Below are 20,882 nucleotides of genomic sequence, written 5' to 3' on the forward strand. Positions count from 1 at the left end.
CCTTCGGCGCCCGGCTCGCCCCTAAACCCCCGGGGGACCAAAACCCAAAATGTGGAAGAAGGGCTAGAAGGGGATCTCCTCTTCCTCAATGGATCCAGGCTCCTCCAGCACCGGCTCCTCCGCCTCCACCGCGGGTGGGGCCTCCGCGGGCCGTGGCCCGATAAACACAATTCGATCCGCCCGCACTTCATACACCGCCCCCGCCGTCCCATCGGAGCGGCGGAAGATGCGCGGGTTCCCCGTCTGGGGGTCCGGCCGCAACCGACCCTCCACCAGCACCGGCCGCCCCTTTTGGAGGTATTGGTTGGCGATCTCCGCCTGCCGGCCGAACACGGAGACCCGGAACCAAATCGTCTCCTCTCGCTGCTCCCCACCGGCATCCCGATACCGGATGTTGCTGGCCATCCGGAACGAAGTCACTGGTGTCCCCTCCGGGGTATATCGCATCTCCGGATCCGTCCCCAAATGCCCGGCGATAATCAATTTGTGATACATTTCCCTCTCCTCCCCTTATCGGATTTTTGGCCCAGGGATTCGGGACTAGGCAAACAGACAGCCCGACTTCTGGTCCGGGCTCTTCCCCCGTGTTAAACAAGCCCTTCGTCCCTTCCCATGGCCCTTCGGACCACTGGGAAGGAGAAAGGTGAAGGATCCTGGGGGGATAGGGCCGCCTTTGGCGGCCCCATCCCGAAATCCCCCACATGAAGGGAATGGAACGGATATCACAAGAACATCGGCATCACCACATGCACGAACGATGGATCGCCCACAGGAAGGACCTTCACCGGCGACTGCGCGGTGGTCATCTCGAAAGCCACCCGATCCCCCTCGATCGCCTCCAGGACATCCATCAGGAACCGCACATTGAACGCGATCTCCAGGCGGTTCCCTTCCACCAGGGCGTCAATGGCCACCCGTGTCTCCCCCTTCTCCGGCGATCGGGATTGCAGGAGAACCTGGCCGAGCTGATTTCCCTCCCCCGGCGTGAGGACCAGACGAACGGCGTTCGAGGCCTCGCGGGCGAACACACTGAGGGCCTTACACGCCTTCAACAATGCCTCCCGAGAGAGCTCCACACGGGTTTCCCAGCGCTTCGGGATGATCGCCTGGAAATCCGGGAACTGGCCTTCAATCAGTTGGGAAAGGACGGCTGCCCGGCTGAGGCGGAAGCCCACCTGGTTCCGCCCCCGCAACACCATCATCGATACAGGCTCCATCTCGCCTTTCAACAAACGGCCCACCTCCTCCAAGGTGCTCGCCGGGAGGATCACGGAGAAGGCTCCTTCGGGGGCACGCAGCACCGGCAGCGTCTTCACCGAGAGACGGTATCCATCCGCCGCGGCCAGCGTCAGGCTTGGCGAAGGAGCTTCTCCGGTTGGCCTCTCTTCGCGACGGATCAGCACGCCCGTTAAGATGGGACGCGTCTCATCTTTGGCAGCAGCAAAAGTCACCTGATCGATCGCCAGGCGGAAATCCTCAGGGTCTAAGGCGAAGCCATCCCCTTCAATATCCGGCAGAATCGGGTACTCCTCCGGATCGAGTCCTTTCATCGCTGTCTCATAGGATCCGCAAACGATCTGGAGGGTCCATGTCTCCCGATTCACATGGAGATGGATCGGCTCATCCGGAAGAGCCCCGATGAACTCCGCCAAAGGCTTCGCCGGGACGGTGATACCTCCAGGCTCAGAAACAAGCGCTTCTTCCCATGTTATGATAGCCAAATTCAGATCCGTCCCTGCCACCTTTAAGCGCCCGGGCTCCGCCTGGAGCAACACATGGGTCAACGTGGGAAGGGTCGCCCGTGAAGGAACCGCCCGACCGGCCACGGAAAGGGCCCGCTCAAAGGCCGATTGCGCGATGGTCACATTCATCGAAAAAGACCTCCTGTCCAGGATACGGGTCATACGCGGATGGTGAGGCGCTATCGTTACTCTTGATTATAGTTGGGAATCATACCGCTCGCTTCTTGTGATGGAATAGCCCCACCCCCCTTCATCCCTCTCCCCACGGCCAGAGGGCCGTGGGGAGAGGGATGAAAAAGCGTTTTCGGAGGAGGGGCCATCAGCCTCTCCATCGCATATCCCAAAAACTAAAGCGGAGGAAGCACTACTGCTTCATCCAGATTTGTTTTTGGGGTATGCCGCCGAGAAGACGGGTGGGCTCCTCCCTCCCCACAGCCCTTTGGGCTGCGGGGAGGGAGGAGAAAATTCTTTTGGGGCTGGGGAGCGCATTGGGTCATACCCAAAAATCAAATCTGGAAGGAGCACTACGATGGAACGCCTATATCCGTATTTGCGTCGCCCGAGCACGGCCGAACAGCTACCAGGGGCCTGAGGGATGGGGCCCTTCATCTCCTCCCATCACCTCTCAATGGCGCAGCGAAGTGTAGGAGCATGGCGAAAGCCCATCATGACAAATAACGCTTCGCCGTCTCCCATATTTTATCGAACATCTCCGGCGTCAGGCGCCCGGTTTGAGTGTTCTGGCGGCTGGGATGGTAGGATGTGATCAGGATGGGCCATCCGGATCCCAGCGGATAGATCGCCCCATGGCGGAACACCGGATACGGGCCATCGTAGCCCAGGGCCCGAAGGGCGGCCATCAATCCTTCCGTGGCGATCTGGCCCAGGGTGACAACCACCTGGAGTCGAGGCAGTGCCTGGATTTCACGAATCAGATAAGGCAGACAGTTACCCCGCTCCTCCCGGGATGGTCGGTTCTCGGGCGGGGCGCATCGGACTACAGCGGTGAGATAGACATCTCGCAGGACCAGCCCATCCTCCCGATGGGTAGAGGTCGGCTGGTTGGCGAAACCCGCCCGGTATAGGGCAGCGATCAGGAAATCCCCTGAGCCATCCCCTGTGAACATCCGTCCGGTCCGGTTCGCGCCATGGGCGGCAGGCGCTAACCCGACTACCAGTAGGCGCGCCTGCGGGTCCCCAAACCCGGGGACCGGACGCCCCCAGTATTCCCAGTCCTGAAACTGCCGCCGCCGGGTGGCGGCAACAGCCTCCCGATAGGCCACCAGGCGGGGACACCGACGACACTGGATGATCTCCCGGGCGATGTCCTCTAGGGATTCCGACATAAGGATGCAGCCTCCGAGCTAAGGGATCATTCCAACGCGGGGGCTTAGGGGGTGGGGCCCTTCCGCGCCTCCTGTATTTTAGCGAGAAGTGGGTCGCACAACCGCCTACCCCTTGTGAAGAAGCAGGCCTCGCACCCCACAGAAATTCCGTAAGCAAAACGATCATCCCTACAGAGTGGGAGGACTGCCCCGCCCTCAGTCTCATAAAAAATAGATAGCCGCCCGGATCCGGCGATCCGCTCTCACCTTTATCCGGATTGGGTTAAACTGGAGAAAGCGGAGCTCCAATGTGAAAGGAGGATTATATGGAGCCGTTCGTCTCTTTGCTTCTACTCCTGGTTTGTGGCGGATTGATTCTCCTGGCCCTGCTGGGCTCCATGATCCGGATCGTCCCGGAATACCAGCGGCTGGTGGTGTTCCGCCTGGGGAAGGTGATCGGGGCGAAAGGGCCCGGCCTGGTGCTCCTGATCCCCATTGTAGACCGGGCGATCACAGTCGACCTGCGGGAGCAATTCCGTGAGATCCCCCAGCAGACCTCCATCACTAAAGACAACGCACCCATCGGCATCGATTTCCTGATCTACTGGCGGGTGGTCGATCCCATCCAAAGCGTGGTGCAAGTACGGGATTTCGTCTCGGCCGCCGTGGGGATCGCCACCACCACCCTGCGAGCGGTCATCGGTGATATCTCGCTGGATGATGTGCTGGCGAAGCGGGAATATATCAACCAGGCCCTGCGGGTGAAGCTGGATGAAGTCACGGAGCGCTGGGGGGTGAAGGTCACCGCGGTGGAGATCCGCGAGATCCAGCCGCCGCGGGATGTGCTGGAGGCGATGACCCGCCAGATGTCGGCGGAGCGCAACCGACGCGCCTTGGTGACCGAGGCCGACGGCAAGCGGGAGGCGGCAGTGAAGGTGGCCGAGGGCGAGAAGCAGGCCGCCATCCTGAAAGCGGAAGGGGAAAAGGAGGCGGCGATCCTTCGGGCGGAGGGGGAGCGTCAGGCCCAGCTCCTGCGCGCTGAAGGGTTCGCGATGGCGCTGGAGCGCATCTTCAGCGTGGCCCGCACCCTAGATGCCAACACGATGACTCTGCAATATCTGGAAGCGATCAAGGCCCTGGGGGCCAGCCCAGCGACCAAGTTCGTCTTCCCGTTGGAGTTCACGCGGCTGATCGCCCCCCTCTCGAACCTCGTTGGGCATGCAGGCTCTCAAAGCTCCCAAGAGAGCAGCGGGTCCCCCCGTTGAGCAAGGACGCTCCGTAGGAAGGCGCAGCCTAGGAGGAGGAACCGCTCGTGGCCGCACGCATCCTGGACGGGCGGGCGATGGCCGCCCGATGGCGGGACTGGGTCAAAGCGCAAGTGGAGGCGTTCCGGGCCCGGACCGGGCAGGTTCCGGGCCTGGCCACGGTGCTGATCGGCGATCACCCCGCCTCGCAAACTTATGTGCGGGCCAAGCAGAGCGCCTGCGCCGCGGCGGGCATCCGCACGTTCAGCCACTGTCTGCCCGCTGACGTGGATCGGGGAACTGTGCTGGAGCTGGTGGAAGCCCTCGCGCGTAACCCCGAGGTCCACGGGATCCTCGTGCAATTGCCGTTGCCGCCTCACTTGGATGAAGAAGAAATCTTGAGCGCAATTCCCCTAGAAAAGGATGTGGACGGCTTCCATCCGCTCAACATCGGCCGCCTGGGGCTTAAGGGGAAGGACCCTTACTTCATCCCCTGCACGCCGTTGGGGATCCTGGCCATGCTCCAGGAAGTGGGGATCCCCATCACAGGCCGTCGGGCAGTCATTCTGGGGCGCAGTCGGATTGTAGGGCTTCCCATGGCGCTCCTGCTCCTCCGGTTCGATGCCACGGTGACGATCTGTCATTCCCGGACCCCAGATCTCGGCTCGGTGACCCGCCAGGCGGATCTCCTGATCGCAGCGGCCGGGCGTCCCGGCCTGGTGCGGGGGGAGATGATCCAGCCCGGCGCGGTTGTGATCGATGTAGGAATCAACCGAGTGGTGGATCCGCAAGCTCCCCAGGGCTACCGGCTGGTCGGTGATGTTGTCTTCGAGGAAGCGGCCGCCGTCGCCAGCGCCATCACCCCGGTCCCCGGAGGGGTCGGCCCGATGACTGTGGCGATGCTGCTGGTGAACACCTTGAAAGCCGCCCAGCGCCAGGTGGAGGGATTCGCCTCCCCCTGGCTGGAACCTTTTCTTTCGAAGACATCCGGCGAGGCTGATCGCCTTCAGCCAAACGCTCCCAAAGCGTGAAAAGTAGACCGACAATCCGGATTATGCTAAAATAAGCGACGAAGCGACGTGGGGAGTCCGCGGGAAAGCGGGCTGAGAGGGCGCCTTGCTGGCCATATGCCAGCCCCGGCGCCGACCCATTGAACCTGATCCGGATCATACCGGCGGAGGGACTGTCGCTGTGGTCATGCCTCCTCGCCCGCCCATCCGTCGGCGGGCTTTTTTGTTCCCCCACGCCGCTTCATTATCATCCTCTACCAGGAGGCTCACCATGGCGTTGCGTAAGGCATGGATTCATGTGGTTCCCCGGATCCAGGCACCCCCCGAGTGGGGCATTGAACCGGTGCCCATGGAGGCCCGACGGCTGGGGTTCCTGGATTACGCGGTCCTTTGGGGGGATCTCGGCGTGGGGCTGCTGGTGATGGCCGCCGGCGCGCTGCTGGTGCCCGGCCTGGGCCTTCCGCAGGCGCTCCTGGCCATCGTCATCGGGACGCTGTTAGGGAACCTGCTCCTGGCCGCCACCGGTTACATCGGCAGCCGAACCGGCGCCCCTACGATGGTCCTGCTCCGGCCTGCCCTTGGCCGCCTCGGTTCATTCCTCCCCACCACCCTCAACGTGCTGCAGCTGATCGGCTGGGGAGCTTTCGAAATCATCGTTATGGCCCAGGCTGCCAACCTCATCAGCGCCCGTTTCTTCGGCTTCTCCAGCTATCCCTTCTGGGCCATCCTCTTCGCCTTATGGTGCACCGTGATGGCCATCGGAGGTCCATTGGTCGTGGTGCGCCAATGGCTGGAGAAGTTCGCGGTGTGGCTGGTGCTGTTGACCACCATCTGGCTGACGATTTACCTGGCAACCACCTACGACCTGGGGGCGATCTGGCAACGGCCAGGGACCGGGGAGATGCCCTTCTGGCTGGCCGTTGACCTGGTAGCGGCGATGCCGATCTCGTGGATGCCCCTGGTGGCCGATTACAACCGATTCGCCCGACGGGCCGGGTCCGCGTTCTGGGGAACCTATGTGGGCTATTTCATCGCCAACGTGTGGTTCTATGGGCTGGGCGCCCTGCTCCTCCTGACCGCCCAGACGGGTCAGCTGGTGGAGGCCATCGGGGCGCTGGCCATCGGGTGGATCGTGCTGCCCATCATCCTCGTGGATGAGACCGACAACGCCTTCGCGGATATTTACTCGGCCGCCGTCTCCCTTCAAAACATCTGGCCGCGGGTTCGGCAGGCGCTCTTCGCAGCGATCATCGGCGCTCTCTGCCTCGTCCTCGCCCTCACCGTCCCTATCGCCCAGTATGAGAACTTCCTGCTGCTCATCGGGACCGCCTTCGTCCCGCTCTTCGGCGTGCTGGCAGCGGATTATTTCGTGATCCGTCGCGCCTACATCGAAGCCGACCTATATCGCCCGGCTCCGGTGCGATGGGAGGGCCTGATCGCCTGGGTGGCCGGGGTGGCAACCTACCAGGCCCTTACCCGCCTCGCCCCCGCCGTGGGAGCCACCTTCCCAACCTTCGGGGTCTCCTTCCTGCTCTACTTAGCCATCGCCTTCGCTCGAGGCTGGGTCGCCCGGGCCCGAACGATCAGCCCGTAAGTAGGGGCTACCTCTTGCGGGCGCCCACATAGTTGATCAGCCGCAGAGAAGGGATCGGGGATGGGGGCTGCCTTCAGCGGCCCCCACCCGAAAATCCCCAAGCGGGGAGGATGCCATGGCGCGCGCTCAGGCGTTGTGGGAGGCATGTCAGGATCTGGTTCAGATCTGTGAGGCCCATCCGTTCGTGCGAGGGATCGCCTCCGGAATACTTCCGCGAGAGCGATTCGCTTTCTACATCGGGCAGGACGCCTTTTTCCTGGAGGCCTTCGCACGGGCGTATGCCCTCGCGCTCGCCAAAGCCCCGGATCGGGATACGATGGCGGCCTTCCGCAAGCTGCTGGGTAGGGTCTTTGAGGAACTTGCCATGCACCAGGGATATGCGGCTCGCTGGGGAGTTGATCTGACCCCGGCCCCTGCCCCCGCGACCCGGACTTACACCGATTTCCTCCTCCGGGTGGCGGCCCTGGAGCCGGTCGGCCACATCGTGGCCGCGATGACGCCGTGTATGCGGCTGTATGCCCACTTGGGTCAAACGCTCCGTCCCCATACGCATCCCGAAAGTCTTTATCGAGAGTGGGTGGAAACTTACGCGAGCGATGATTTTGAGGCGCTGGCACGCCAGCTGGAGGAACTGCTAGACCGGCTCCCCGGAGAAGAAGAGGCGCAGCACATCCTTTACCGCACGGCGATGGAACTGGAGGTTCGGTTTTTCGACGCCGCCTGGGATAACGAGAACGCCTAGCGGCCATGAGACAGGAGATCTATCAGGCCTCCTTTGTTCGCCTCCCCATACCCGGCTCGCATGCCTACCCCGCCCGTTGGACTTCCGCTAAAATCTCAGCCAACAGGAGCCTCGCAAACCCCGTTTGAGATTGTATGATCCTTGGGGATCCTCGGGAGTTGAGGGCTTAAAAAACGGGCGTTCAAGTCCCATGCTGCTTCTTCAGGAACATGGGATGGAGAGAGCGAATGGCCCCTCCCCCTCTCTCCCCCCTCCCTGCGGCCCCTCGGGTCGGGGGGAGGGGGAAGAAAAATCTTTCTCAAATTCAAAAAATGGATAAAGCACTACAAACGGCCTCTCACTCCCGAACGATTTTTCAAGGGAGGCCCTACGACCGCTTACAAAGTCTGAGCCTCGGAGGTGAACAATGCACATCGGACGAATCATGACCGAGGACGGCCCTCAGCTTGTGATCGTTGAAGGCGATGTGCTTTATGCCCTTCTGGGAGATCCGTTCCATGGAAGGTTTCAGCGAGGCGATCCCTTGGGATATGCCGAGGCTGCTTCTTGGCTCGCTCCATGTATACCTTCCAAGATCATAGCGGTGGGCCGGAATTACGTGGAGCATGCCCGCGAACATGACGTGGAGGTTCCCCCAGAGCCACTGATCTTTCTGAAACCTCCCAGCGCGGTGATTGGGCCGGGGAGCGCCATCCGCCTTCCACCGCAATCCCAACGAGTGGAGCACGAAGCGGAACTCGCGGTCGTCATCGGACGCCGGGGGAAGGATATTCCAGAGCATAAAGCTTGGGACTACGTGTTCGGCGTAACATGCGGGAACGATGTGACCGCACGGGACCTCCAGCGACGGGATGGGCAGTGGACTCGAAGCAAGGGCTTCGACACGTTCTGCCCCTTGGGGCCCTGGATCGTCACCCATCTTTCCCCGGAAGAGATCAGCAACGCTGAGATCCTCTGCCGGGTGAACGGGGAAGTCCGCCAGCGAGGGAACACGCGAGAGATGGTTTTCCCGGTTCCCAAGCTTATCGCCTACATCTCGTCAGTGATGACCCTCGAGCCTGGCGATGTGATCCTGACGGGAACCCCGGCCGGAGTTGGACCCCTTCGCTCGGGCGATTGGGTGGAAGTGGAGATCCAGGGCATCGGGGTGTTGCGCAATCCGGTCCAATGAGTTGGAGATAGGTTTGACATCGCCAGGAAGCGGTATTACGCTTTTTTAGGGGCAGGGCTGTGTAGGGCCATGTGAGAAGGCGAGCAGGGTCCTTCTCTTCCTGCTCCCTTCCTAGCTCAAACCTCTGATCGCAGAGCCGTGCTTCTTCCATTTGTCTTAAGGATATGGGATCGTGAGGGCCAATGGCCCCAGCCCCCAAACCCCCAGGGAAACGGCTTCAAAGTGTGTTCAATCGTATCCAACAATCAAAGTTTGTAAAGAAGCGGTGGAGCTCAGCCAATTTGGGCACCTGTTCTATCTCAAGGTATGGAGCGGCCTGTGAATCGACAGGGATCAAACTCCATACGAGCGCTGATCATCGGGGATTCCACTGCTCTGGCACAGATGCTCGCTGCAACGGAGAGCGGCTCATTACGCTTCGAGGCTCGTGGTGTTCCCTCCATCCCAGAGGCGGAGCGGTTGCTTGGTCCTTTCCAGCCGGATGTGGTTTTTGTGGATTGGAGATTATCTGGGCTGCACGACTTTCTGGACCGCATCCGACCCCAGCCCATCGGACGGGTGATCATTGGCCCGCCACTCTCAGCCTCGGAAATCGTACGCCTGATACGCCTGGGAGTTCACGATTTCTTGCTTGCCCCTCACCATCCGGAGGAAATCCTGGACTGTCTTCGGCGGATCACCGCGCTGATCCAGGAGCGCCGCCGGATTTCGGGGATGGCAGAGCGATTGCAGCGCCAGCTGCAGCAACTCAGCGTCCTCTACGAGGTCGGGCAGACACTGACCGCCTCCCTGCGTTTGGAGGAGATCCTCCCCTCGATTGTGGAAGCGGCAATCCATCTGACCCGAGCGGAAGAAGGCGGCGTATGGTTGTTGGATGAGGCCGGCCAGATTCTGCGTCTTCAGATCTATCGGAGTCGGGACACAGAAACCTCTTGCACGGCGTCCCCTATCCCTGCAACCGTGCCCGTCCTCGACAGCCTTCTGGGGCGGGCGGTTCGCACGGGCCGCCCGATCCTGCTGGGGCCGGGGGTTCACAAACTGGACACGGGGATCCTAGTGCGATCGCTCCTCTATGTGCCCCTTCGGGTCCATGGCCACATCCTGGGGGTTTTGGGAGTGATCAATCGTCTTCAGGAGTCCGCCTTCTCGGAAGCGGATGTCCATTTCCTCACGATGCTGGGGGATTACGCCGCAGTGGCCATTGAGAAAGCGCGGCTCTTTGAAGCCATTCAGACCGAAAAGGGGAAACTGGAAGCCATCCTCCAGGGGATCGAGGAGCCTGTCCTCGTAGTGGATTTCCAGGAAACGCTGATTCTAATGAACCGCTCGGCCCATCAGCACCTGGGCCTTCCACCCCAGGCGCTGGGCCAGCCGTTCCGCGCCGTGATAACCCACCCGGAGATCCTTTCCCTTCTCGATAAGAAGCCGCCGATCGGCCAGACCGTCCGCCAGGAGGTCACCCTCCCCACCCGCTTGACCTTCCAGGCGAGCCTGACCGCTGTGGAGGGAGTGGGTTATGTCATGGTGATGCAGGATATCACGTATCTGAAAGAGCTGGACCGAGTTAAATCCGAGTTTGTCTCCATTGTCTCCCACGATGTCCGCACCCCTTTGACCACCATCCGAGGCTATGTCAGTCTGTTGCCCCGCGTGGGCCCGTTGAACCCTCGTCAACAGGAGTTCGTGCAGAAAGTGGAGCGGGCCATGCAGACCATCGTGGAGCTATTGAACAACCTCCTGGACCTCTCGCGGCTGGAATCCGGATATGCCCTGTCCATGGAGACCTGCTCTCTAACGGAGATCTTGAACGAGGCGGTCCAGATCATTCGTCCTCAAGCGGAAGAAAAGCAGCACACTCTGATCGTAGAGATGCCTGGAGATCTACCCGCCGTTCAGGGGGATCCTCGTCGCCTGGAGCAGGTGTTCCTGAACCTCCTGAGCAATGCGGTGAAATACACACCCCCCGGCGGGCGTATCACCGTGGCCGCGCGGGAACAGGAGGGCTATATCGCGGTGCGGATTAGCGACACCGGGGTGGGCATACCGCCAGCCGATCTTCCACATATTTTCAGCAAGTTCTACCGCGTCCAGCGTGAAGGTGAGATGACGGAGGGAACGGGCCTAGGCCTGGCCATTGTGAAATCCATTGTGGAACGCCATGGCGGCCGGGTGTGGGCGGAAAGCGAACTTGGGAAGGGCAGCACGTTCACCGTCCTGCTCCCTTGTCATTCCCCCTACGCCGCACGCTCTCCCCTGGCCCATATTCGGGGTAACCTAACGCAGGATCCCAAGCCCTCGCAATAGCAGCAACACGACCAGCCAGGCCGTATACCCTCCGATGATGCTCCATCCGAAGGGAACACGGAGGGAGAGCAGCGCCCAGGCGGCAAGGACGAACCCGAACGATGGGATAAGAGCCAAGAAGGTGGCCCGTGTGAAATGGGCAGTTTGTTCGAGATCGCGGGTTTCAGCGTAAACAATCCACATGGCCAGCGGGATGCTTAAGGGCATAGCGGCCAGGATCCCTGCCAGCACGCGGGAACGCTCCTGGATCAGCGCCACGGCGGCGATGATCACCCAAGCGATTCCAACGTTTAACCAGCGGTGCATCTATAACCTCCGATAACGAATTGGCGTCCCAGGCTCGTTCTCCAGTTGATCCAGGTTGGCCACCTGTAGGTAGCCCCGGTCGTAGAGATACTCCACATGGGCCCCGGCTTCGAGGAGAGCCAACAACACCCCATAGCCGTATTGCCGGCCGAACAGGGCTTTTGAGACCTCCGCGATGGTGCGGGGTTCCTTGCAGATTTCCAAGACCCGCTCCAGACGCTGATGGTGAAAGGCCTCAATCGCCGCAATCCGCTCATAAGGGTTCAGAATGGGATCCTCATGCCCTCCGAACGCCAAGGCGATATCCGGGATCGCCGCAACCCGACGCAGGGATTCCAAATAATGCCCTAGGCCGGTGTAGCGAGTGATCCGCTCTGGGGCCTGATGGGGGGTCGTATGGGCCAGGATGTGATCCGAGGTCAGCAGCACTTCATCGATCTGCAGGCACACCTGACCAGGGCAATGTCCAGGGGTATGATGCACTCGGAGGATCCCGAATAGCATTTCTCCATCTGTCAATAAGCCTTCCACCGGAGTGGATTGGAACAGCGCTTTCATGCTGAGATAAAGATTAAGAAGGGCGGACTGTCGCTCAGGCGAGACGCCTGCCTGGTTCAGGAAATAACGGATCTCTTGGGCCACCGTGATCAGCCGCTCGGAATAATTCACCAGGACGCGGCGATCCAGTTCGTGCACGAACACGGGTGCTGGGCTTTGCTGACGGATAGAGGCTAATCCTCCGAAATGATCGATATGCCCATGGGTGATGAGGATCGCGGTTAGCTGATGGAGATCCACCTGGCACCCATAACGAGCCCGCAGGATCTCAAAGCCTCGGCGAAGATCCTCTAAGCTCTCCGGCAACCCGGAGCCGGCGTCCACCAGGATGCGATGATCATCGGCGAGGATGAGATACACGTAGCCGTCCAGTTCGGGGAAGAGACGTATCGGGAGACGGTAGATCTCCACCCCGCTCTTGGTACGATAACGCAATACCCCGTCACGCTCCTCCCATGGTCCCTGCATCAGGGCCTCCGTTCTTGGAGTTCGTTGCGGATCGAACTTCCCGAGCCCGAAGGCGGGCGCTCGATCGTGTACCCCATCCGTATGTCTGTTTCGTGGGCCCACTTGACCCCCGACCCAGCCCAGAGCCCCTGAGGGACTGCCCTGCACCGCTTCTGGAATCTTCCTCCCCCTCTCCGGCCCGAGGGAAGAGAAAGATAAGGAACCCACAGGGTTCAGGGAAGCAGATCCCGGATCACCCGCAAGATCCCCTGATCCCATGCCACCCGGTGGGTGATCCCAACTTTGCCGGCGAGCTCCATTTTATGGGCCAGATACCACTCGTAAGTTCGGATGAGGGATTCCGCATTGCTGTAACGGGGACGCCATCCCAGCTTGGCCCTCGCCCGATCGATCGCTACGAAGGAATCTTTGTCTGCGGTCCCATAAACCCACCGATAGAGAGGCGACAGGCGAAGCGCTTCGAAGAGGGCTAGGGCTGCCTTGACCGGGCGGGCCGGCAGGGGCCAGACCCGCGCGCCGGTGCCGGCATGATCGCAAAGCGCCTGCACATCCTCCCGAACAGTGCCGAACCGCTCGGCGCCGATGTTGAAGGTGTCATTCGCCCGATCGGCGTCCACCGTGAGGGCCAGCAAGACAGCGTCGGTCAAGTCGTCCACATCCAGCAACTGATAGCGATTTCTGCCGCTGCCGATAATGGGGATCGGCTTGCCTCGCTCCACCCAATCAAACAGGATCTGGAAAACCCCCAGCCGGCCGGGCCCAATGAAGGTCTTAGGCCGGATCACCGTCACGATCAGCCCCCGCTCTCGGAAGGATTGGCAGATCCGCTCGGCCAGGATCTTGCTCTGGCCATAAGGCCCAACGCCGCGGAGGGGGTCGTCCTCCAGGATCGGATGCTTTTTAGGGATGCCGTAAACGGCCGTGGAGGAGATAAAGACCACCCGCCGGACGCCATGAGCCAGAGCGCTCTCCAGCACTGTTCGAGTGCCCTCCACGTTCACAGAGAAGATCTCCTGGCGAGGCCATAAGGGCAAGGCGGCCGCCGCGTGGATCACAGCGTCAACGCCCCGCATCATCCGGTCCACCATCGCTCGATCGCGCACATCCCCTTTGTTGAACGAAACAGGGCCAATGTAATCCTCCACGATGTAGTCCGCGATGTCCAGCAAGACCACCTCATGGCCATGTTGGAGAAGCTTATTAGCCATATGGAAGCCAAAGAACCCTGCGCCGCCTGTGAGCAAGACCCGCATAGGACCTCCTTCAAACAAAGGGGTCGTCGTTGGCGTATATTTGATCGACTGAGAGGCTTCCTGGCAGAAGCCCGATTCTGCCTGCCCGATCCCCTTCGCAAGAGAGGACCGGTCCAAGGTCCCCGCTTAACGATAACACTAGGTTCGGCAACCTGGCAATGGCGTTCTCCCGATCATCTCAGGATGTTGGGACGATTTTTCCCGCGGGGATTTTCAGTTGGGTGTGGCCGTGGAACAAGGTAAGGACACCCCCTGTGGGTGCCCCATGAGGCTTGGGTTGTCCTTATCCCCCTCTCTCCCGGTTGGGGGAAAGGAGATAAGGGAGCTTATGGGTGGTCTCTGGAACACGCAGGCAGCTACGCTTCGAAATGGCACCGGGGCTATCCGTGTTAAAATGTAGAGCGCATCTCCGTGAGGAGGGCGTTATGGCTGAAACCGGGCAGCGCAAATCACCCAAAGAGGAGCAGGTCCGGCTTCACGCCATTGTCCATGGGATTGTGCAGGGGGTGAACTTCCGATATTACACCCGATTGCGGGCAGAAGCCTTGGGCTTGAGCGGGTGGGTAGCGAACCGCTCCGATGGCACCGTGGAAGTGGTGGCGGAAGGACCACGATCAGCCGTGGAGACGCTGCTTGATTTTCTACAAAAAGGTCCGCCGGCAGCCCGCGTGGACTATGTGGAAACTTACTGGGAGAGGCCTACCGGTGAATTCCGGGGATTTCGTATCCGCTACGAGGTGGACTGAAGCACAACTGCAGCGCCTGGCCTGGGCTACCTTACTGCTTTCTTTTACCATCTGCGTGGGGCTCGCCATCCTGGTCCCATGGCAGATCCTAACGTACCTCCGCACTTCTTATGTCGGTGTCCAGACCCGTGTGGTGGCTCTGTCAGGGATCCTCCGCCTGGAGCATGTGGATCGGGAGCCGCTGGCGATCACACCTGGAAACCCCTATTCCAGACTGACGGAAAGCGATCTCCTGATCACCGACGCGCAATCCCAGGGGCTGGTGATTTTCTCTGAGCCGCTGTCTTCTGCGCCTCAGGATCTTGCCGCTGTCCAGATCTATCCCAACACCCAGGTGGAAGTGCGGCGAGCCCGTTATCCCCGTTTTGGAATCAGCCCGGAGCCGGCCCGTCTCACGCTGTATGTTCGCAGCGGCCGGGCCCGGGTGATCCGTCTGGAAGGCCGCCGGCCTCTGGAACTGGCGATCCAGACCCCCCACGGTCAGGCCGAGGTCATCTCGGGGACCCTGGCCATAGAAGTGCAGAACGACCGGACCGACTTCACCGTGCGCTCCGGCGAAGCGCGAGTAGGGACCTCAGATCAAATCCGGACGCTGAAGAGCGATCAACGGGCGCGCATTGAGCTGAATGGTCGGGTGGAGAGCCCTCTGGAAGCAGGTCGGAATTTGTTGCCGAACCTTTTCCAGACGCCGTTGCCGGAACGGAACGTGGATGAGCCCATACCGCCCAATCAGTGGGCCATCTTCACATTCGTGAAACAACCCGGGGAGAGCCCGGGGACAGTCGCTCAAACCTCGGAAGCCGGTCGTCGAGCCCTGGCGATCTCTCGCTCCGGGTTTGATCATGCACAAACAGGGGTCTTTCTCATCCTCAATCAGGATGTGCGGGATTTTCGCTCGCTTCAGCTGCACATCACCCTTAAGATCCTCTTTCAGGACGTTGCCGTATGCGGCGTGGTTGGAACGGAGTGCCCCTTGATGATCCGCCTGGAATACAAGGACATCAACGGCGTTGATCGCCAGTGGCTTCAGGGCTTTTACGCCCTCGGGGAGGTCACCCCCCAAACTCCCGAGAGCTGCCTCCCACAGATCTGCCCCCCTCCATATAACGTCCACCTTCGGGTCCCCCTGGGTGAGTGGTACACCTTTGATTCGGGAAACCTGATGGAAACGCTTCAAGCCGTCGGGGCCCCTCCGGCCACCCTGACCCGCTTGCGCATTTATGCCTCCGGTCACAGTTACTCGGTGATGATCTCGGAGCTGGAGCTAATCGGTGAGGAGTAATCACCAGGGTTCTCATCGGAAGTTAGATCATCCCTCCGTTAAGGAGCGCACGGGAAAAGCCCGAGGTGAAACCTATACGATAGCACGAAGCTTAAACGCCCTCGACCTTGATAATGCCCCGACGCCTTAGATCCTCCAAATCGGCTGGCTGAAGTCCCAGGCCTTGGAGAACTTCTATGGTGTGTTCCCCCAGGCGGGGGGGTGGGCCGACAGCGGCGAGCCGTTGCTCATCGATCGTAAACGGCAAGCTGAAGGCTTCGGTCTGGAAAGCGGGGGCCAAGTGGGCCAGCGCTCGGATCGCCTCCTCCGGTTCCAGCACTGGTTCCAGACATGCATCCAGCTTTTCACGCAGCTTTTCCCACTCCTGCCGGGTTCGACTCTGAAATAACGCGGTTACCTCGGGGATCAGATCAGGATCAAAAGCCCGGGGAATCCACTCCGGGCGGCCGACCGCCTCACAGAAGGCCCGCCAGAAGGCGGGCTCTAACGCGGCCAACGCCATTGCGCCGCCATCCGCTGTGACATAGACCCGGTAACACGGGAGGGCCCCGTTCAATGGCATCCCCTCCCGCGCGACCGGAAGCCCAGCCTGATGGGCCAGCCAGAAGGGCTGCATCCAGGTGACCACGACTTCGAAGATTGAGGCATCCAGGATGAGCCCGCAGCCGGTCCGCTCGCGATAGAAGAGGCCGGCCAGCACAGCGATCAGCAGCGCCATCGCCCCGCCGAAATCGGCTACCGGCACAGCCGGGGGCACCGGAGGGCCTCCCCGAGGTCCGTTCAACCCCAAAAATCCAGCTAGCGCCAGATAGTTGAGATCATGTCCAGCCCGCTCCCGCCAGCGGCTCCCCGCCCCATAACCGGTTAGAGAGGCGTAGATCAAGCGGGGTTGACGCGCTAAGAGGATGTCGGGAGCCAAGCCCAGCCGGGCCATCACACCCGGCCGGAAGCCCTCCACCACCACATCGGCAGATTGAACCAACCGGAGGAAGAGCTCACGGCCCTCCGGATGTTTTAGATCCAGAGCCACGCTCTTCTTGCCCCGATTCACCGCTGCAAACCACGCGCCGATGCCCTCTACAAAGGGAGGCATCTCCCGAAGCCAATCCCCTCCCCTGGGGGGTTCCACACGGATCACCTCGGCGCCCATGGCGACCAGCCACTGGGTGGCGAAAGGCCCTGGCAACAATCGAGCTAAATCCAGCACCCGGATCCCGGATAGGAGCATGGCTTTAGACCCTCCGCGCTCTACCGAAACAGGTCATGGGATCGTTCCCGGACCAACTCGCGGGCCGAGCTCTCCTGCGGGGTAAAGGAAAGGCCCCGGATCAGCACGGCGGGGACGCCTTCGTCCGCCTGGCCCAACAGCAAGGTGGCCGCCGAAGCCAGCAGGTCCCCTAAGGCGACCTCTGTGTGCTGTAGGGTATAGCCGAACAGGTCCCTACGCCCCCTCCAGTCCTCCAGCGCCGGCAGGCCGCTGACCCCAATCGCCACCCCGATCACCCCTTTCCGATGTGCCCGGCCGTGGCTATCCGCGATCACCACACCGATATCCACTCCGAACCGCTGCCGTATCCCCTCCCGGATCCGTCGGGCGGAACGATCGGGATCCTCCGGCAGACGAAGTACGATCTCCTCGCCCTCCGGAGCCACATTGGAGCGGTCCACGCCGGCGTTGGCGCAGATGAACCCCAGGCGATGTTCAACGATGATCAACCCCGGCCGCGCCCGAAGCACCTCGGCGGTGTCCCACAAGATGACCTCCAACAGGCGGGGATCCTTGCCGGTGATTTGGGCCAGCTCCAGCGCGCGCGGAGAAGGGTTCACCTCGGAGAGACGCACGAAGCGACCCTCCGCCTTTGAAACAATCTTCTGAGCCACCACCAGCACATCTCCCTCTTGTGGCCCGCCCCAAGGGTCCAACGCTTCCGCCAACAGCGCGACCAGATCATCGCCAGGCTGAACGATCGGCAGGCCTTCGAGAGGAAACAGTGTGACCGGTTTCATAGTCTTTGACTCACATTCTGATGTAGACCCTGCTGCACCAGCATTCAAGAAGTTTCCCTTGGAGATCTTCGGGGGCGGGGGGTCGTTTGTAGTCGGGCGCCTCAGCGCCCGTTTTGGGTAGTCCCCCCAGCCCTGACAGATTTCCCTCTCCCATCCCTGCAGCCCAAAGAGCTGGAGGGAGAGGAAGGGGAGAGAAAGGGAAACCATCGGCCTCCCCATAACATATCCCCAAAACGAGGATGAATCCAGCATTGCGGAGGCGTCTTAGCTCCTGTTTGTTTGGACAGGCTCCTGTTTCTTCCCCGGGATGCCCGTGATCCGGATCCCCACACCTCGGGCTTTGTAGCGCATGTTCAACCCGATCAACACCGCTGTCAGCCCTTCCACAATCGGAGCGTTTGCCAGGGGGCCAGCGTCGTAAGCAGTGAACCCGATGGCTTCGGCCAGGGCGATAACTTGCGCCTTTGCCTCGTGATGATCCCCCACCACCAGCACATCGCATTCCGGGGTTTCGCCCAGGTTATGTAGGTGCAAATAAGAGATATTATGAAAAGCTCCCACCACGGGGGCTTCAGGGCCCAGAATCCGCTGGGCCTCAGCGGTCGCAGAGCCATCCGGCGGTGGAGCGTAGCGACGGGGATTGTTCGGGTCCAGGGGGACAACGATATCGACGATCAGTTTGCGGGCAAGCGTATCTCGAAGGGCCTGAAGGATGGCTGCATGGCCCTCATAGGGGACCGCGATCACCACCACCGTACCCCATGCCGCGGCCTCGGCGTTCGAAAGGCCAACAAGCTCCGCGGAAGAAGCCAACGGACGCAGGCGTTCTACTGTGTGGCGGGCTCGTTCAGGATCGCGGGAGCCGATGGCGATCGGATAGCCGGCCCGGGCCCAGCGAAGCGCCAGCCCGGAGCCCTCTTTCCCGGTCCCTCCCAAGATGGCAATGCGCGGATGGGAAGCCATAGGCGTTCCTCCACCAAATAGCGTATTGAAGCCTCCCGTATATAATATTTGCTTGACCCTCCATGCGCACATCTCCCTCTGGGGACTTTTAAAGATAGCGCTTCATCTATGACGCATGCAGGATCTTTGGGAGTGGAGGAGGGGCGATGCGTCCCTCCTCTTTATTAACCAGACTTTGGACAAACTCGTTCATTTCCTCCGTGTGGAGGATTTTGGAGTGGGTGGGGCCGCCTGTCCTCCTTGATCGCATATAGCGCCCCTTGATCCCCAATCCCGGTTTTCAAACACACTCTAAACCGGAGGCGCTGGGATGGCTCGAGACAAAGATATGGAAGATCTGGAGGCGTTCTTCCGACGTCTGGAATCTGATCCGGAGTCGATCGATCCGGAGGCGCTGATCGGGGCGTTCCGGACGATCCGACGTTGGATGTTGATTTCCTCGGTTCGCCTCGAGGTGCTGGCGGAACGAATGGCCGAGCTGGAGGCAGCTCGCCGCGAACTGGAGAAGCGAATGGCCCAGTTAGAAGCGGCCATGGAAGCTCTCCAGCGACGTTATGAAGAAAGCGAGGCCCTACTTCGGCAGATCTTGACCCACAACCTCTGGTGGGACTTCGCACGGGGCGTTATGCCTTTGTTCTCTTCGAATTAACGCCACAGGCTTCATACACGATTGCGTGCGTCCCAGCCCTCCCCCTTGATTCTTCCTCTTTACGGCCCTTCGGACCGCGTTGGGGGCTTTGGGGGCGGAGCGGGGCGCCTTGGGCGCCCCGCTCCGCCCCCAAGAACCGCTCGCATCCCCTTGCCCACGGCTCACAGGGCCAAGGAGGGGATGCAGAGGGTGGGGTCCTTCCGCATCCTCTTGTGGGCTCCGAACGGCGTAATTCCTAAAACAATTCGTGAAATTCTTCTGTGGGAACGATCCGCGCTCGCTGAGAGCCGATGGATTACCCAACTTAATCGGCTTCACGCTCAAGGTCCATGGCGAGAGCCGCCTGGGTTTCCAGCACAGCCATCCGGAAATCCGCGAAGCGGCCCTCCAGAATGGCCTTTCGCATGTCCTCCATAAACCGGAACAATGTATAAAGGTTATGGAGAGTGGTCAGATGCATCGCCAGGGGCTCTCCGACGTTAAATAAATGCCGCAGGTACGCTCGAGAGAACCGTTGACAGGTGAGGCATCCACACGCTTCATCAATAGGGCGTGGATCCTCGGCATAAACCGCATTGCGCAGGTTCAGACGCCCCGTCTTCGTGATGGCAGTCCCATGGCGGGCCACCCGAGTGGGCATCACGCAATCGAAGAGATCCACCCCACGGGCCACCGCTTCCACAAAATCCGTTAGGGTCCCTACCCCCATCAAATAACGAGGTTTCTCCTCTGGAAGCAGGGCATCCATCAGCTCCAGGGTACGATAGGTCAAGGACTTGGGCTCGCCGACCGAAAGCCCTCCGATCGCATACCCAGGGAAATCCAGGCCGACCAAAAAGCGAGCGCTCCGGGTTCGTAGATCTTCAAAGACCCCACCCTGCACGATGCCGAAGAGGGCCTGATCTGTTCGGGTGTGGGCGGCCCGGCACCGCTCGGCCCAACGATGGGTGCGCTCCAGAGCCTTCACGTTGTAATCGTAATCCATCGGTGGGGGACACTCATCCAAGCACATGATCAGATCCGCTCCCAGGTTCTCCTGGATACGGATGGCCTTCTCGGGGGTGAACCGATGGAGGGAACCATCCAGATGGGAGCGAAAAGTGACGCCATCGTCATCCACCTCCCGCAATCCCTGAAGGCTGAAGATCTGGAAGCCGCCGCTGTCCGTGAGGATGGGGCCCTTCCACCCCATGAACTCGTGCAGGCCGCCCAGACGGGCAATACGCTCATCGCCAGGCCGCAGATACAGATGATACGTGTTGGCCAGAATCAAATGAGCCCCCAGCGCCTCCAGATCCCAAGCCGGCACAGTTTTCACCGCCCCCTGGGTGCCCACCGGGGCGAAACACGGCGTAGGGATGCGCCCGTGGGGCGTATCCAGAAAGCCCGCCCGTGCCCGCCCATCCCGGGCGATCAGAGTGAATTGGAAGCCTTTGAGGTTCATCCTCAATGCCCTCCTAATAGGGATATGCGATGGGAGGAGAGGTGGAAGGATCTTGGGGTAAGTGGGAGCCGCTT

At 60.9% G+C, this 20,882-nt stretch carries 19 protein-coding genes and 1 riboswitch; of the genes, 9 read left to right on the plus strand and 10 right to left on the minus strand.

What is annotated here, in order from left to right; all coding sequences use genetic code 11:
• Nucleotides 1–63: 63 nt before the first annotated feature.
• The 3 genes from ACFMO5_RS09985 to ACFMO5_RS09995 form a co-directional block, all read right to left on the minus strand.
• Nucleotides 64–495 (minus strand): single-stranded DNA-binding protein, encoded by a 432-nt coding sequence (locus ACFMO5_RS09985; RefSeq protein ID WP_376792600.1) that lies wholly within the window; start codon nt 493–495, stop codon nt 64–66.
• 227 nt (nt 496–722) lie between these two features.
• Nucleotides 723–1,871 (minus strand): DNA polymerase III subunit beta, encoded by a 1,149-nt coding sequence (gene dnaN, locus ACFMO5_RS09990; RefSeq protein ID WP_376792601.1) that lies wholly within the window; start codon nt 1,869–1,871, stop codon nt 723–725.
• A 536-nt stretch (nt 1,872–2,407) separates the two neighbouring features.
• Nucleotides 2,408–3,088: a uracil-DNA glycosylase gene (locus ACFMO5_RS09995; protein ID WP_376792602.1), complete on the minus strand. Its 681-nt coding sequence runs from the start codon at nt 3,086–3,088 to the stop codon at nt 2,408–2,410.
• Between the two features lie 305 nt (nt 3,089–3,393).
• On the opposite strand from ACFMO5_RS09995, the gene ACFMO5_RS10000 reads away from it, so the two are divergent.
• From ACFMO5_RS10000 to ACFMO5_RS10025, 6 genes are all read left to right on the plus strand, one after another.
• Complete coding sequence (locus ACFMO5_RS10000) at nt 3,394–4,332, plus strand: SPFH domain-containing protein (RefSeq protein WP_376792603.1); 939 nt, start codon at nt 3,394–3,396, stop codon at nt 4,330–4,332.
• A gap of 47 nt (nt 4,333–4,379) precedes the next feature.
• A complete protein-coding gene (gene folD / locus ACFMO5_RS10005) occupies nt 4,380–5,342 on the plus strand; it encodes a bifunctional methylenetetrahydrofolate dehydrogenase/methenyltetrahydrofolate cyclohydrolase FolD (protein ID WP_376792604.1) in 963 nt (320 codons plus the stop codon).
• Between the two features lie 39 nt (nt 5,343–5,381).
• A riboswitch (TPP riboswitch) is annotated at nt 5,382–5,512 on the plus strand.
• Between the two features lie 80 nt (nt 5,513–5,592).
• Nucleotides 5,593–6,915, plus strand: coding sequence for a putative hydroxymethylpyrimidine transporter CytX (cytX, locus tag ACFMO5_RS10010; RefSeq protein ID WP_376792605.1), 1,323 nt, complete (start codon nt 5,593–5,595; stop codon nt 6,913–6,915).
• A 115-nt stretch (nt 6,916–7,030) separates the two neighbouring features.
• Entirely contained in the window at nt 7,031–7,657 is a 627-nt protein-coding gene (locus tag ACFMO5_RS10015; RefSeq protein ID WP_376792606.1) for a TenA family protein, read from the plus strand.
• Between the two features lie 406 nt (nt 7,658–8,063).
• Complete coding sequence (locus ACFMO5_RS10020; RefSeq protein ID WP_376792607.1) at nt 8,064–8,828, plus strand: fumarylacetoacetate hydrolase family protein; 765 nt, start codon at nt 8,064–8,066, stop codon at nt 8,826–8,828.
• Nucleotides 8,829–9,146: 318 nt separating this feature from the next.
• Nucleotides 9,147–11,132, plus strand: a complete 1,986-nt coding sequence (locus ACFMO5_RS10025; RefSeq protein WP_376792608.1) for an ATP-binding protein — start codon at nt 9,147–9,149, stop codon at nt 11,130–11,132.
• Here ACFMO5_RS10025 and ACFMO5_RS10030 read toward each other — a convergent pair.
• The 3 genes from ACFMO5_RS10030 to ACFMO5_RS10040 form a co-directional block, all read right to left on the minus strand.
• Complete coding sequence (locus tag ACFMO5_RS10030) at nt 11,103–11,438, minus strand: hypothetical protein (protein WP_376792609.1); 336 nt, start codon at nt 11,436–11,438, stop codon at nt 11,103–11,105. The two genes, ACFMO5_RS10025 and ACFMO5_RS10030, sit on opposite strands and share 30 nt — an antisense overlap.
• Nucleotides 11,439–12,464 (minus strand): MBL fold metallo-hydrolase, encoded by a 1,026-nt coding sequence (locus ACFMO5_RS10035; protein ID WP_376792610.1) that lies wholly within the window; start codon nt 12,462–12,464, stop codon nt 11,439–11,441.
• 212 nt (nt 12,465–12,676) lie between these two features.
• Nucleotides 12,677–13,717 (minus strand): NAD-dependent epimerase/dehydratase family protein, encoded by a 1,041-nt coding sequence (locus ACFMO5_RS10040; RefSeq protein WP_376792611.1) that lies wholly within the window; start codon nt 13,715–13,717, stop codon nt 12,677–12,679.
• A gap of 425 nt (nt 13,718–14,142) precedes the next feature.
• Between ACFMO5_RS10040 and ACFMO5_RS10045 the strand changes: the two genes are divergently transcribed.
• Both ACFMO5_RS10045 and ACFMO5_RS10050 read left to right on the plus strand, forming a co-directional pair.
• The gene (locus ACFMO5_RS10045; RefSeq protein WP_376792612.1) at nt 14,143–14,463 is read left to right on the plus strand and encodes an acylphosphatase; all 321 of its coding nucleotides are present in this window, start codon (nt 14,143–14,145) and stop codon (nt 14,461–14,463) included.
• Nucleotides 14,423–15,745: a hypothetical protein gene (locus tag ACFMO5_RS10050; protein WP_376792613.1), complete on the plus strand. Its 1,323-nt coding sequence runs from the start codon at nt 14,423–14,425 to the stop codon at nt 15,743–15,745. Before ACFMO5_RS10045 ends, ACFMO5_RS10050 begins: the two co-directional genes overlap by 41 nt.
• Before the next feature lie 91 nt (nt 15,746–15,836).
• Here ACFMO5_RS10050 and ACFMO5_RS10055 read toward each other — a convergent pair whose 3' ends face one another.
• The 3 genes from ACFMO5_RS10055 to npdG form a co-directional block, all read right to left on the minus strand.
• Entirely contained in the window at nt 15,837–16,973 is a 1,137-nt protein-coding gene (locus tag ACFMO5_RS10055) for a CaiB/BaiF CoA transferase family protein (RefSeq protein WP_376792614.1), read from the minus strand.
• 20 nt (nt 16,974–16,993) lie between these two features.
• Nucleotides 16,994–17,752, minus strand: a complete 759-nt coding sequence (gene cofE, locus ACFMO5_RS10060) for a coenzyme F420-0:L-glutamate ligase (protein WP_376792615.1) — start codon at nt 17,750–17,752, stop codon at nt 16,994–16,996.
• A 264-nt stretch (nt 17,753–18,016) separates the two neighbouring features.
• Entirely contained in the window at nt 18,017–18,715 is a 699-nt protein-coding gene (npdG, locus tag ACFMO5_RS10065) for an NADPH-dependent F420 reductase (RefSeq protein WP_376792616.1), read from the minus strand.
• 310 nt (nt 18,716–19,025) lie between these two features.
• On the opposite strand from npdG, the gene ACFMO5_RS10070 reads away from it, so the two are divergent.
• Complete coding sequence (locus ACFMO5_RS10070; RefSeq protein ID WP_376792617.1) at nt 19,026–19,364, plus strand: hypothetical protein; 339 nt, start codon at nt 19,026–19,028, stop codon at nt 19,362–19,364.
• A gap of 304 nt (nt 19,365–19,668) precedes the next feature.
• On the opposite strand, the gene tgt is transcribed toward ACFMO5_RS10070, so the two are convergent.
• Nucleotides 19,669–20,808, minus strand: a complete 1,140-nt coding sequence (gene tgt, locus ACFMO5_RS10075) for a tRNA guanosine(34) transglycosylase Tgt (RefSeq protein WP_376792618.1) — start codon at nt 20,806–20,808, stop codon at nt 19,669–19,671.
• Between the last annotated feature and the right edge of the window lie 74 nt (nt 20,809–20,882).

It is taken from the genome of Thermoflexus sp., assembly GCF_042408365.1.
In the GTDB taxonomy this organism is placed as follows: domain Bacteria; phylum Chloroflexota; class Anaerolineae; order Thermoflexales; family Thermoflexaceae; genus Thermoflexus.

What these genes read in the sequence shown, in the direction of transcription:
- ACFMO5_RS10040 (WP_376792611.1), bottom strand. Translation starts at nt 13,717, where the DNA reads ATGCGGGTCTTGCTCACAGGCGGCGCAGGGTTCTTTGGCTTCCATATG.
- ACFMO5_RS10070 (WP_376792617.1), top strand. Translation starts at nt 19,026, where the DNA reads ATGGCTCGAGACAAAGATATGGAAGATCTGGAGGCGTTCTTCCGACGT.
- ACFMO5_RS10030 (WP_376792609.1), bottom strand. Translation starts at nt 11,438, where the DNA reads ATGCACCGCTGGTTAAACGTTGGAATCGCTTGGGTGATCATCGCCGCC.
- ACFMO5_RS10045 (WP_376792612.1), top strand. Translation starts at nt 14,143, where the DNA reads ATGGCTGAAACCGGGCAGCGCAAATCACCCAAAGAGGAGCAGGTCCGG.
- npdG (WP_376792616.1), bottom strand. Translation starts at nt 18,715, where the DNA reads ATGGCTTCCCATCCGCGCATTGCCATCTTGGGAGGGACCGGGAAAGAG.
- ACFMO5_RS10015 (WP_376792606.1), top strand. Translation starts at nt 7,031, where the DNA reads ATGGCGCGCGCTCAGGCGTTGTGGGAGGCATGTCAGGATCTGGTTCAG.
- cofE (WP_376792615.1), bottom strand. Translation starts at nt 17,752, where the DNA reads ATGAAACCGGTCACACTGTTTCCTCTCGAAGGCCTGCCGATCGTTCAG.
- cytX (WP_376792605.1), top strand. Translation starts at nt 5,593, where the DNA reads ATGGCGTTGCGTAAGGCATGGATTCATGTGGTTCCCCGGATCCAGGCA.
- ACFMO5_RS10035 (WP_376792610.1), bottom strand. Translation starts at nt 12,464, where the DNA reads ATGCAGGGACCATGGGAGGAGCGTGACGGGGTATTGCGTTATCGTACC.
- tgt (WP_376792618.1), bottom strand. Translation starts at nt 20,808, where the DNA reads ATGAACCTCAAAGGCTTCCAATTCACTCTGATCGCCCGGGATGGGCGG.
- ACFMO5_RS10020 (WP_376792607.1), top strand. Translation starts at nt 8,064, where the DNA reads ATGCACATCGGACGAATCATGACCGAGGACGGCCCTCAGCTTGTGATC.
- ACFMO5_RS10055 (WP_376792614.1), bottom strand. Translation starts at nt 16,973, where the DNA reads ATGCTCCTATCCGGGATCCGGGTGCTGGATTTAGCTCGATTGTTGCCA.
- dnaN (WP_376792601.1), bottom strand. Translation starts at nt 1,871, where the DNA reads ATGAATGTGACCATCGCGCAATCGGCCTTTGAGCGGGCCCTTTCCGTG.
- ACFMO5_RS09985 (WP_376792600.1), bottom strand. Translation starts at nt 495, where the DNA reads ATGTATCACAAATTGATTATCGCCGGGCATTTGGGGACGGATCCGGAG.
- ACFMO5_RS10000 (WP_376792603.1), top strand. Translation starts at nt 3,394, where the DNA reads ATGGAGCCGTTCGTCTCTTTGCTTCTACTCCTGGTTTGTGGCGGATTG.
- ACFMO5_RS09995 (WP_376792602.1), bottom strand. Translation starts at nt 3,088, where the DNA reads ATGTCGGAATCCCTAGAGGACATCGCCCGGGAGATCATCCAGTGTCGT.